The sequence below is a fragment of the Sporomusa sp. genome (genome assembly GCF_035561155.1).
Taxonomy (GTDB): domain Bacteria; phylum Bacillota; class Negativicutes; order Sporomusales; family Sporomusaceae; genus Sporomusa.
In genome coordinates, this window is record NZ_DATMYD010000104.1 from 19158 (window position 1) to 30589 (window position 11432).

The following is an 11432-nucleotide window of genomic DNA, read 5'->3' on the forward strand; positions in this document are numbered from 1 at the left end:
ACCGACATACCGGGAGGTCTACCCGTTCAGGGGGGATGGCTTCGAATGAGTATCCACGTTTCCTCAATCTTTCCTTCCTCTCCGCAGGGCTTATTCTCGATATGCACCTGCCGCATTCCGCAGGTTTTATGTTAACATAATTTCGACACAGTTGCAAGAATTCCTCCTTACTAACTACATGTAGTTTTTGGTAAAACTCTTGATTTATAAGCATTTATCAAATACAGCAACTGCATCTTGAAGTAGTTATGAACTTTACATAACTAAACTTCATGTTGATATATATTCTGCAAAAAAACAAAGAATCCTGCTTGCTAAGCAGGATTCTTACCCGGTATATTCTGTCAATTATTTAGAGTGCGCTTTTAATGCGTATTTCGATTTGCAGCGGACCGGCTGTATAGGTGTCGGTCTTGGCCGCAGCAGTGAGCTCTACCTTGCCACTGTAACGCTTGACTCTGTTAACAATCTCAAATAGCTGTGAGCCGCTCATGCTGCCTACTGTACCCTGGATGGGATCAGGCAGGATGCCCTGATTAACAGCGGCGGCATTCACTTTTTGCAGGAAGACCATGACGGTTTCCTCTGCCTGCTGTGCATTACCTGAAGCATCAGCGACTTCACTGTAAACAACCGCGCCTTTGTTATACACCAGGTGATTAGGGAACAGTTCAAGCCGTCCTATTACCGGTTCACCATATACAGTATTGCCCACTGTTGAGATACGGACAATGACTGGTTGATTAGTTTCAGCAATCAAGGCGGCCGCCTGGTCGAACTCAGAACGGGCAATCCATAGAACTTCAAGTTTTTTGTCAGATACGCCAAGTTTATCCAGAATTTGCGCATTGGTTTTATATACTGCCTCACCCAGTGAGCTGGTCGTAGCCTCCAGCGACTTACCTCCGGCCACAACTGAGGTAGAGAGCACTTCACCGGTTCGGAATACTACGGTGCCTTCACGGACACTCTGGAGACCCTTTTTAAGGCTGACAGTCAAATCGTTCAGGCGGTCAACGTCACTCTGGAGAGCTGTCTTGGCCGTATTTAATTCGTTCATCTTTGTGTTAAGACCGGCAATACGGCTGTCTAGTTCTTTTTTTATTGCCTGGAGATTCTTAATATCTCCTTGGTATTTGGCTAAGTCACGCTGTGCCAGGGAGTAATCTGATTGCAGCAGGCTTAAGGCATCAGCTGCCTTGTCACGCTCGGCAGCGACTTCATCAAGCTCTACCATAATCTGCGCCAGGCGTTCGGCGGTATCTTTGACCTTTGCACTTATCGCCACATATTCCGTCGTTTTGGTTTCAAGGGCAGCGCGGCTGCGTTCAAGCTCATTCGATTTAGAATCCACTTCATTGTTTAGGGATACCAGTTCAGCCTTAAGCTCTTCCATGCCAAATAATGCGGTTCGGACGTCCCAGGATACGGCAGTCATGAAACCCAGCGTAATCGCCGATATGAGAATACCTGTGACTATGGTTACAATAATCGAGGTATGTTTGGGTCTGAGACCAAAGATACTGAGTTTCTTCTTGCCTACTTTGGTACCTAGTTTATCGCCAATATACGCGATGGCGCCGCCCATAACAGCAATTATGGCAATTAGCACTACACCGTACATAGATATCCCTCCTCTCTACAGGTAATGAGACTATCGTTAGCGTGAGGCCTTATAGATCAAATAGATGCCTGCCAGTGTACCAACTATGTTAGGTATCCAGGCAGCGGCCAGGGGCGCAATAGCCCCGCCTTGTCCTAGGGCGGTTGAGACTGTCAATACTGCATAATACATGAAGATGATGATAATACTCAGGCCAAGACCAATGGAAGAACTTGACCGGTTCGGGGACAGCCCCAGGGGCGTACCAATTAGGGCAAAGACAAAACTCGCCATCGGAATAGCTACCCGCTGGTAAAGTTCGACTTCATAGTTGCTTGTTTTTGCGTATTCTTTTTTCAAAACTTCAATAGTCTGTTTGAGTTCCTTCATCGACATTTCATCAGGCTTTTTTTGTTCCCGCGAAATATCAGTGGGTTTTTTATCAATCGGCATTACCTGTTCGGTAAATTTAAGGGTTCGGCTCACTCTGCCATCTGTTGCAAGATCAGTGATGGTACCATTATACATGATCCAGCGGTCAGCCGCCCATACCGCGCTCTCGGCATTTTCGATCCTGACCATGCGTCCGGCTTCGAATTCCTGGACAGATACTTTACTCATAGTGTTGGTATCTGCCATAAAGTTCTGCGCATAGGTCAGACGTTCAATCTGCCCTGCTTTAACGTCTTTGACAATAATATGCTCTTGTGATTTAGGCCGGGTATTTTTTTCTATCTCATAGCGCACAATGTTACTATAGCCGGCATTGGCAGCCGGCACGACTTCTTCGTTGAGAACGATGGCTGCAAGGCTGACCACAAAAGCAGTGATCATAACCGGAACAGCCAGCCGGTAAAAGCTAAGTCCCCCTGATTTCATAGCAGTTACTTCGCTTGAACCGGACAGACGTCCGAAAGATAAGAGTGCGGCTAACAGCATGGACATGGGAAACGTTAGGACAATGATCCCCGGCAGGCTGTATAAGAACAGCTTGATTACGGTGGGGATTGATGCACCGTATTTAGTTACATATTGAGCAATTCTAAACAGCGTGCTGGTGCCAATAAAGACACTGGAAAATGCGGCTATACCGAAAAAAAATGGCCCCAGCAGCTCTTTTAGGATGTATTTGTCAAGTATACGCATGAAATTCTCCTTACAAGCTGAAGTTGTGGCCAAGGTAATACTTTTTCGCGACTTCGCTGTTAGCAATCGTCTCACTGTCGCCATCGATCAGGATTTGACCTTCGTTAAGAATATAGGCTTTATCGACAATGCTGAGTGTTTCCCTGACATTATGGTCGGTGATGAGCACACCGATGCCGCGTTCCTTCAGATAGCTGATAATGGCCTGAATATCAGATACAGCGATCGGGTCAACGCCGGCAAATGGTTCATCTAAAAGAATAAAGGCAGGATCTGTAGCCAGCGCCCGGGCAATCTCCACACGGCGGCGTTCACCGCCTGACAGTTCAGAGCCTTGGCGTTTGCGAACATGGGTAACATGAAATTCGTCCAACAAACTTTCCATCTTGGCATTGGCTTCGCTCTTGGTAAGCTTAGTTGTTTCTAAGATGGCCATAAGGTTATCTTCCACTGTGAGTTTGCGGAAGATAGAGGCCTCCTGCGGCAGATAGCCTATGCCATACCGTGAGCGCTTATACATCGGCATGTGGGTTATTTCTTCGCCGTTAATAAAAATCTGGCCGCTGTTGGGACGCTCCAGGCCGACAATCATATAGAACGTAGTTGTCTTACCAGCGCCGTTCGCCCCGAGGAGGCCGACGATTTGTCCCTGCTCGACACGCAGGCTGACACCATTTACCACATTACGGGTTTTAAAAGTTTTTACTAAATCGCGGGTTTCGATATACATATCGCAAACATCCTCGCTACTATTAAGAGTTTAAACCCCAATTGCACCTTATTGCTGCGGGGTTATGATCAGTTTGGTACGTCCCTGAGCATCCATGGCTTTTTCATCAAGACGCAGTGTCAGAGTTTCACCTGTCAGAATATTGCCGTCCTGGATGGCACGGGCGTTACCGTTTAGAATTACTTTGCTTTGGCCTTTGGGATCACCATAGTAGGTTGCTGTATTTGAGGTGGCATCAAGCTTGCGCGCCGGACTAACGATATGAACAGACCCGGTACCGGTAGCGCTGTTTTCAGGGATGAAGGCTTCAATTTTATCTGCAGTCATTGTCCCGTCAGGCATTTCAATTTTTCCATTTTCGGGCACCAATGCGTATTGAGTCTCTGAGAAATACTCAATCTTAGGACCGGTAAGCCGCTGATCACCTTTCGTCAGTACAGCATCACCCATAGCAATCAGATGAGTGTTGTTTTTATATGTCTTTACTTCAGCAGCAGTCAGAGTGGCATCCTGATTAACGGCATTAACGCCGCCGGTAAGATGACCTTCTTGGCTTTTGGTATTGTACTCGGCTTTCGCGCCTGTCATTACGGCTTGGCCTTGAGTAATACGGACACCACCGGTAGCAAGCATAATGCCGCTGGCTGAGTCGTAGTCAATCGAGTCGGCCGCAATCTCAACAGGGGTTTTGGCTGTAGGCTGCGGTGCCGCCAAGGCAAGCAGGCTGCCTGCTCCTAAGTTAAACGCTAATGTCATGGCAATTACAGCCGTCGATGAAACTTTTTTTATTTTTTTCACTCAGTCTTCCCTCCTGTGATTACCTTGGCCCTGCCGTATACTTTGACTTTTTCCATATTGGCGTCTGTCAGGATATTATCACCGGTAATAATGGTGCCGTTTCGAGTCAGTGTGACACCGCCGGTGCCGGTAAAGCTCTTGAGGTCGCCGGACCAACGGGCTTCAGCAGCAGTAAATACCGCTCCGTCGCTGGCGGTGGCCTTGATATCTCCCTGCATAGAAATGTCATGCGTCTTGGAATCCAGGATTGCCCGCTTGGCAATGATCTCAATTTTATTGCCGTTTTCCTGATAAAACACACCTTTTAGGTTGTTTAGATAGACTACTTTTCCAGTAGGTTCAGCCTCAATGGTGTCGGCACTTAGTTCCCATAATTTTTTCCCATCCTGCTCCTCAACAATGGAGCTGCCGGCAAAGGTAAGGTTAGAAGCGGCCTGAGCCGGGGCTGCCTGGGGATCAGTTGATGAGTCTCCGGCGGTTCCCCCCCAGAAGAGATAGTAGAGTCCCCCGGCTAGGATGAGTACTGCAAAGGCAATACCCAAATATGTTTTTTTCGTCAAGGAGACTTCACCTCCGTATTCCAGCGCTTTTTAAACCACAACCATTCATCAGGATAGGTCTTGACTGCTAATTCAATGATTTTGGTCATGCGTTCAGTCAGGTTATATAAATCGGCATCCGGGTTGCCGGTATCTTCATAGTAAATAGGCGGCTGCAGTAGGATACGGTGAGTACCATCAGGGTTCCGGACAATAAAGCCCGGGACAACAGGCGCCTTAAACTTGCGGGCAAAAACAGCAGGACCAAGATGAGTTGCTGCAGGTTTACCCAAAAAATCAATAAATACGCCTTCATTGCCAGCATCCTGGTCAGCGAAAAATGCCAACAGCTTCCCTTTTTTTAACGCTTTGGCGGCCCCTAATATTTCACTGGTGCCGCTGGCAAATATCTCGATGCCGAACATTTGCCGGTGTTCGTTTAATATGCGGGTATGCTGGTCATTTGGCTGACGTTTCACGATGTCTGCCACTGGAAAGCCCTCCAAAGCAAGCGCCGCGCCAAACCATTCCCAGTTGCCAAGATGGCCTGTCAAAAATACTACGCCTTTTTGCTGTGCCAGCGTGTCGGTAAGGTAGTGCTTATTTTCAAAGGTAACATAGTGTTTGACTTTTTCTTTAGTCAAAGCCGGCATCTGAAGGACTTCCAAAAAAGTCTGCCCCAGCTTGAGGAATGAGCTTTTGATAATGGATTCAGCAGCGATTTGAGAAAGATTGAGACGCTCTTTAATCTGCTTAAGGGCGCGGTTACGCTGCTTCCTGGCAACCCGGTAGTAGAGGCGACCGAGCAGTTTGCCAGCAAAAAGTATCACTGAATGCGGCAGCAGGCAGGCGAAGCGGCTGGCTGCTTTCCAAATATAATATTGCCATTCATTTGACATATACCCAGCCTCCACCCCCTACTAAACTCTAATTCTCTTCCGTTGTATTACTGGTTTATATTAAATCGTTCTGGTTTCATATAGTCCGCGATAAGGCCATCCCAGAGGCCTTGGGCCTTTAAGATATGCTCAATGACATCACGGACGGCTCCGTTACCGCCCTGACGGCTGGTAACATATTTAGCTACAGCCTTCACTTCAGGCACAGCATTGGCAACCGCGCAGGGCAGGCCAATCTGAATCATAACAGGCAGGTCGTTGATGTCATCGCCGACATAGGCGATTTGGTCTAAGGCAATCGAGTGTTTTGTCACAAGTTCCTGCAGGGCAGTCACCTTATCCATGGCACCCTGATATACGTCCCCGATTTTGAGTTCGGCCCCACGCCGCCGCACCATTTCACTTTCGCGTCCGGTAATGATCGCGGTCTTAAGTCCGGCTTTATGAGCCAAGGATATGCCCAGTCCGTCTTGGGCATAGAATTCCTTTACAGCTTCGCCTTCTTTGCCAAATATGATATGCCCTCCGGTCAGAACACCATCAACATCGAAAATGAGTAGTTTGACTTTTTTTGCGCATGAGACACTATCCATTATACCACTCCTTGACGTAATAAGTCAGTAAGGTGAATAATGCCAATCGCCCGAAACTGGCTGTCAACTACTGGAAGCAGGGTGATTGGACGCGGTTTATTTTTTTCCATGATGTTTAAGGCATGGCCGGCAAGCTTATCTTTAGCAATTGTGCGCGGATTTTTGGTCATAAGCTCACCTACCGGCTTATCCAGGAATTCATGACCCTTTTCCAGGCTGCGGCGGATATCGCCGTCAGTTAAGAGCCCCACCAGCTGCATACTTTCAAGCGACTCAACTACAAGTACAGCACCAAGCCCTTGAGCGGTAATGGCAAATAAGGCTTCTTTTACTGTTTTATCAGGTGTTACCACCGGCAGGTCTTCGCCGCCGTGCATCACGTTTTCCACAGTCAGCAATAGTTTTCGCCCCAGTGCACCGCCCGGATGATATAAAGCAAATTCCTCAGGCGTAAAATTACGGGCCGACAGCAGCGCTACTGCCAGTGCATCCCCCATGGCGAGCGCTGCCGTTGTGCTGGCCGTAGGAGCCAGACCTAGCGGGCAGGCCTCTTTCTCTACAGCAACATTAAGAAAAGCATCGGCATTTTGCACAAGGGTAGATTGCTCGCGACCGGTCATCGCAATGATGGGGGCGCCGATACGTTTTAACGCAGGCAAAATACTGATGAGCTCCGTTGTTTCACCACTGTTAGAGATGGCTAAGACGATATCAGTGGCTGTAACCATACCCAGGTCGCCGTGAATGCCTTCGGCCGGATGAAGAAAAAAGGCCGGCGTACCAGTGCTGGCCAAGGTTGCAGCTATTTTTTTGCCGATAAGCCCAGATTTGCCCATACCGGTAACAACTACCCGGCCTGAGCATTGCAAAATCATGTTCATTGCAGCAACAAACTGATCATTAATGCGCGGAATCAACGCGCGGATAGCATCGGCTTCAAGCTCTAAGCAGGCCCGTGCTTGTTCAATAGGCATAGTAATACCTCCCTTGAAGGATAATGGCTCTACTTATATTTTCTCGTAACACTGTCGATTGCCAAAACATCTTTCAATAGCTCTTCCAGCTTGTCTACATACAGCATATTACAGGCATCAGACTTACCTTCAGGCGGATTGTCATGGACTTCCATAAACAGCATATCAATCCCGGCGGCTACTGCCGATCTTGTCAGGTAGGGGACAAACTCGCGCTGGCCGCTTGAACTGGTTCCGGCGCCACCAGGCAATTGAACACTATGGGTGGCATCAAATACGACAGGATAACCCAGTGACCGCATAATCGGCAGTGCCCGGAAATCCACCACCAGATTGTTATAACCAAAGGTTGCACCGCGTTCTGTCAGCAAGATATTGTGATTACCGGCTTCTTCAATCTTAGCGATGACATTCTTCATATCAAGCGGCGCTAAGAACTGGCCTTTTTTTACATTGATGACCTTACCTGTCCGGGCTGCTTGATATACAAGATCAGTCTGCCGGCACAGAAAAGCCGGGATCTGCAGGATATCGAGCACCTCGGCTGCCGCTTCAATCTGAGTCACGCAATGGATGTCGCTTACAACCGGCACTCCCAGTTCTTTTTTGATATGAGCCAGAATGCTTAAGCCTTCCTTAAGGCCAGGCCCACGGAAAGAGTTATATGACGAACGGTTGGCTTTGTCGTAAGATGCTTTAAAGATATAAGGGATGTTCAGTCGATCGGCAATTTCTTTGATAGCCCGGCCAATCTTAAGGGTACGTTCAGGCTCTTCAATCACACATGGTCCGGCAATCAGGGTAATGGGGTTTTGCGCACCTACGGTAATGTTTTGAATTTGTACTGTATTCATAGAGTCGGCCTCCTTTATAGTTGGTGCTTTTTGAAATACGCGTTGACTTTCTCCAGCTCTTCCGGAGTATCAACACCAATCGATTTAAAACCTGTCTTAAGTACTTTTATTTTGTAGCCATGCTCAAGTGCTCTAAGCTGTTCTAAAGACTCAGTTAGTTCAAGCGGCGTTGGCTGCAAGGCGGCATAGTTAAGGAGGAAGTCACGCCGGTATGCGTAAATACCGATATGTTTATAGACTGGCAGTGGACCGTCAGGCAGCTTGTTACTCCGTGGATAAGGTATCAAGGAACGCGAAAAATAGAGTGCATAACCGTCCAAACTTGCCACGACCTTGACAGCGCTGGCCAGGTTGTATTCATCTTTATCCATTTCAGTCATGAGGGTTGCCATATTCAGTTCTGGGCTACCATCAAAGGCACTGGCCAAAAGGTCAATGATTTCCGGCTCTATGAGCGGCTCATCACCCTGAACATTGATAATGATATCTATATCAGGATATTTAGCGGCGACTTCAGCCAAGCGGTCAGTCCCTGTCGGGTGATCAGGTGAAGTCAGTACTACATCGCCGCCAAACTCCTTAACAACGCTATAGACCAGTTCATGGTCTGTCGCGACCAGCACAGTCTCCGGCCGTTTAGCCTGCTTTGCCCGTTCGTACACATGCTGGATCATGGGTTTACCGGCAATCATTGCCAGCGGCTTGCCTGGCAGCCGCGTTGACGAGTAGCGTGCCGGGATTACACACAGTATTTTCATCAGAATACCCCCAATTAGGAACCAAGTTTTGTGACATTTTTTATTAGTTCCATGAGTTCGGCATAACCGTCATGAAACCTGACTTCTATTGATAGCACAAACACCGGCAGCGGACGTTCAGAATGGATAAACTCTGAAGGAATTTTGACAGCGTCTTTGTCGGTAGTAATCAGTGCCCGTACATTGTTATCAACGGCTTTTTGCATAATCCACTGCATCTCAGCCATGGTATAGTCGTGGTGGTCAGGAAATTGCACAGCACCAACAACGATGCCCCCCAAATCGGTAATTGTCTTTTCAAAGGAAGACGGGTTGCCTATGGCTGAGAACGGCAAAATAGAGTGGCCTTTAATGGTGTCTAGCGGTACTGTTTCCGGCCGGACACCCTTATACCACTCTTCGATTTCGATAAAACACCGTGGTGTATGGGTACTTTCAACAACCAGCGCCTGATCATTGTACCTGGCTAACGTTTCCCTGATGGTCTCCCGCGCATTGTCTGCCGCCTGATCAACTTTTGTTAAGAGAAACGCGTGAGCCCTGTCTAAGTTTTTGAGCGGCTCACGCAGCGTGCCGCGCGGCAGCAGGAAGTTGTTGCCAAAAACGTTTAGGGTATCTATAAGCACAATATCAAGGTCACGCTGGAGCTGCCAATGCTGATAGGCATCATCCATGATAATAACCTCGGCGTTAAGGTTATTGACCGCATAGCTACCGGTAACATAACGGTTGCGGCCAATAATTACCGGTACTCCGGGCAGGTTTTTGGCAAGCAGGTAGGCTTCATCCCCGGCCTCCGTCACTGTCATATAGATTTTACTGCCGTCAGATACTACCCCGACCTGACCTTTCCAGCCAGAGCGGTAACCTCGGTTTAGAATGGCCACCCGATATCCCATATCCCGGATGATTGCCGCCAGGCGTTGCGCAGTAGGGGTTTTGCCTGTGCCGCCTACTGTGATGTTGCCCAAACTGATTACTTTACAAGGCAGTCTGTTGCATTCTAAGATTCCTAACCGGCACATCCCTAGTTTTATTGAGACTCCTAGGCCATAAATGAACGACATGGCGCGGAGCACGACAAGAAGCACGGCTGCCAAAAAACCGTGCTTTTCGCCGTGCACTAATTTATATAGATATACTTGTAGCGCTTCACGCTGATGCATCATATGGTGTTCCGCCTTTTCACCTGTTCTTAGTTGGTTTGCAATAACCCATTAGTTTGTAATACTTCTTTTAGATGTAAAGCGCTTTTCCGGGAAGCGCCCTGGTTTTCTTCGATAATTGCTAGCGCCTCATTGCCCATTTTCTTAGCCTCTGCAGGATTGTTCAAAAGACTAAGTATTGTCTGGGCCAAGCTGGAGCTGTCACTGACTGTGATGCAGGCATCCCGTTCGGACAGCATGGCATATGTGTCTTTAAAGTTGAACATGTGCGGTCCGATCAGAATCGGTTTGCCATGAGCAGCAGGCTCAAGAATATTATGCCCGCCGCGGGGAACAAGGCTGCCACCAATGTAAACTATATCGGCGACACCGTAGATCTTCCCCAATTCCCCAATGGTGTCGATAATAATCATATTATATTGATCTGAAGTTTCTCCTTCTGCCAGCTTTGTCCGCCTGACAGACGTAAACTTATGTCTGGCCGCAAGCTCCACAAGCTCGCCTGACCGTAAAATATCACGGGGAGCGACAATGAACTGCGTGTCCGGAAATTCTGCAATTACCTGGTTAAAAGCTGTAAACAGCAGGTCTTCTTCCCCTTTATGGGTACTGCCTGCCACAATAATGGCCCCTGACCGTCTCAAATGTAAGGCATGATATAACGCAGTTTTCTCTGCTTCGACCAGTTTTGTATAGCACTGGTCAAATTTAGTATTGCCTGTTACTACTACCCGGTCAGAGTTGGCTCCAAGCCGGGTAATATACTGGGCATCAATAGCAGATTGCATGCAGAATTTTACTATAGTATCAAGCATATCTTTAAGAACGCTTCTGAAATAGGAGTAACGGCCCAGGCTCTTTTCGCTAATCCGCCCATTGACCATCATGACAGGTATACGCAAATCTCTGGCCGCTTTCAGGAAATTAGGCCACAACTCGGTTTCGACAAGTAAAAACACCCGCGGACGAATCTTAGTAATAACCGCACGACTGAGAAAGGGGAGATCCAAGGGGAAAAAGATGATACCGTCAGCCTCAGGGATGATCCGCTTTGCCATGTCATAGCCAGCCGCTGTAACTACCGATATCAGGATAGGCATCCCCGGAAGTTCACGGCGAATCTCCTTAACAATCGGACTGGCAGCCACAATTTCGCCAACTGAGGCAGCATGTAGCCAGATGACGTCTTTACCGGCCACCTGGACCATTGTCGCTTCAGGCAGCCAGCCGAGACTCTGTTTCAAGCGTTCGGCAAAGCCTTTCTCATGAATAATCCTTACGGCAAATACCGGTAATGCCAGGATTACCAATAGTACGGCCAGGATGTTGTAAATAAGATACATGTCGCTACCTCTTTATTGGAATTCCACAA

Annotated in this window: 12 protein-coding genes; all 12 read right to left on the minus strand. The window is 48.0% G+C overall.

The features are described 5' to 3' along the window. Nucleotides 1-352 precede the first annotated feature (352 nt). From VN447_RS14605 to VN447_RS14660, 12 genes are read right to left on the minus strand one after another with little or no spacing between them, the layout of a single operon-like run. Nucleotides 353-1624 (minus strand): DUF3084 domain-containing protein, encoded by a 1272-nt coding sequence (locus VN447_RS14605; RefSeq protein WP_325526078.1) that lies wholly within the window; start codon nucleotides 1622-1624, stop codon nucleotides 353-355. A 36-nt stretch (nucleotides 1625-1660) separates the two neighbouring features. Then, nucleotides 1661-2749 (minus strand): LptF/LptG family permease, encoded by a 1089-nt coding sequence (locus VN447_RS14610; protein WP_325526079.1) that lies wholly within the window; start codon nucleotides 2747-2749, stop codon nucleotides 1661-1663. A gap of 10 nt (nucleotides 2750-2759) precedes the next feature. Continuing rightward, nucleotides 2760-3479: an LPS export ABC transporter ATP-binding protein gene (gene lptB / locus VN447_RS14615; protein ID WP_325526080.1), complete on the minus strand. Its 720-nt coding sequence runs from the start codon at nucleotides 3477-3479 to the stop codon at nucleotides 2760-2762. A 48-nt stretch (nucleotides 3480-3527) separates the two neighbouring features. After that, on the minus strand, nucleotides 3528-4277 hold the full coding sequence (locus VN447_RS14620) for an LptA/OstA family protein (RefSeq protein ID WP_325526081.1): 750 nt from the start codon (nucleotides 4275-4277) through the stop codon (nucleotides 3528-3530). Continuing rightward, nucleotides 4274-4837 (minus strand): LPS export ABC transporter periplasmic protein LptC, encoded by a 564-nt coding sequence (lptC, locus tag VN447_RS14625; protein WP_325526082.1) that lies wholly within the window; start codon nucleotides 4835-4837, stop codon nucleotides 4274-4276. The genes VN447_RS14620 and lptC overlap by 4 nt, the downstream gene beginning before the upstream one ends. Then, the gene (locus VN447_RS14630; protein ID WP_325526083.1) at nucleotides 4834-5715 is read right to left on the minus strand and encodes a lysophospholipid acyltransferase family protein; all 882 of its coding nucleotides are present in this window, start codon (nucleotides 5713-5715) and stop codon (nucleotides 4834-4836) included. Before VN447_RS14630 ends, lptC begins: the two co-directional genes overlap by 4 nt. A 47-nt stretch (nucleotides 5716-5762) precedes the next feature. After that, nucleotides 5763-6308, minus strand: coding sequence for a KdsC family phosphatase (locus VN447_RS14635; protein ID WP_325526084.1), 546 nt, complete (start codon nucleotides 6306-6308; stop codon nucleotides 5763-5765). Then, nucleotides 6308-7282 carry a KpsF/GutQ family sugar-phosphate isomerase gene (locus tag VN447_RS14640; RefSeq protein ID WP_325526085.1) on the minus strand — a complete coding sequence of 325 codons (975 nt, stop codon included), beginning with the start codon at nucleotides 7280-7282 and terminating at the stop codon, nucleotides 6308-6310. The genes VN447_RS14635 and VN447_RS14640 overlap by 1 nt, the downstream gene beginning before the upstream one ends. Before the next feature lie 29 nt (nucleotides 7283-7311). Further along, nucleotides 7312-8136, minus strand: coding sequence for a 3-deoxy-8-phosphooctulonate synthase (kdsA, locus tag VN447_RS14645; RefSeq protein WP_325526086.1), 825 nt, complete (start codon nucleotides 8134-8136; stop codon nucleotides 7312-7314). Nucleotides 8137-8150: 14 nt separating this feature from the next. Beyond that, a complete protein-coding gene (gene kdsB / locus VN447_RS14650) occupies nucleotides 8151-8894 on the minus strand; it encodes a 3-deoxy-manno-octulosonate cytidylyltransferase (protein WP_325526087.1) in 744 nt (247 codons plus the stop codon). A 14-nt stretch (nucleotides 8895-8908) separates the two neighbouring features. Next, the gene (gene lpxK / locus VN447_RS14655) at nucleotides 8909-10063 is read right to left on the minus strand and encodes a tetraacyldisaccharide 4'-kinase (protein ID WP_325526088.1); all 1155 of its coding nucleotides are present in this window, start codon (nucleotides 10061-10063) and stop codon (nucleotides 8909-8911) included. A gap of 26 nt (nucleotides 10064-10089) precedes the next feature. Next, nucleotides 10090-11403 carry a 3-deoxy-D-manno-octulosonic acid transferase gene (locus tag VN447_RS14660; protein WP_325526089.1) on the minus strand — a complete coding sequence of 438 codons (1314 nt, stop codon included), beginning with the start codon at nucleotides 11401-11403 and terminating at the stop codon, nucleotides 10090-10092. Between the last annotated feature and the right edge of the window lie 29 nt (nucleotides 11404-11432).

Excerpts from the sequence above, each read along its gene's own strand:
- VN447_RS14605 (WP_325526078.1), bottom strand. The coding sequence starts at position 1,624 with ATGTACGGTGTAGTGCTAATTGCCATAATTGCTGTTATGGGCGGCGCC.
- VN447_RS14610 (WP_325526079.1), bottom strand. The coding sequence starts at position 2,749 with ATGCGTATACTTGACAAATACATCCTAAAAGAGCTGCTGGGGCCATTT.
- lptB (WP_325526080.1), bottom strand. The coding sequence starts at position 3,479 with ATGTATATCGAAACCCGCGATTTAGTAAAAACTTTTAAAACCCGTAAT.
- VN447_RS14630 (WP_325526083.1), bottom strand. The coding sequence starts at position 5,715 with ATGTCAAATGAATGGCAATATTATATTTGGAAAGCAGCCAGCCGCTTC.
- VN447_RS14635 (WP_325526084.1), bottom strand. The coding sequence starts at position 6,308 with ATGGATAGTGTCTCATGCGCAAAAAAAGTCAAACTACTCATTTTCGAT.
- VN447_RS14640 (WP_325526085.1), bottom strand. The coding sequence starts at position 7,282 with ATGCCTATTGAACAAGCACGGGCCTGCTTAGAGCTTGAAGCCGATGCT.
- kdsA (WP_325526086.1), bottom strand. The coding sequence starts at position 8,136 with ATGAATACAGTACAAATTCAAAACATTACCGTAGGTGCGCAAAACCCC.
- kdsB (WP_325526087.1), bottom strand. The coding sequence starts at position 8,894 with ATGAAAATACTGTGTGTAATCCCGGCACGCTACTCGTCAACGCGGCTG.
- lpxK (WP_325526088.1), bottom strand. The coding sequence starts at position 10,063 with ATGATGCATCAGCGTGAAGCGCTACAAGTATATCTATATAAATTAGTG.
- VN447_RS14660 (WP_325526089.1), bottom strand. The coding sequence starts at position 11,403 with ATGTATCTTATTTACAACATCCTGGCCGTACTATTGGTAATCCTGGCA.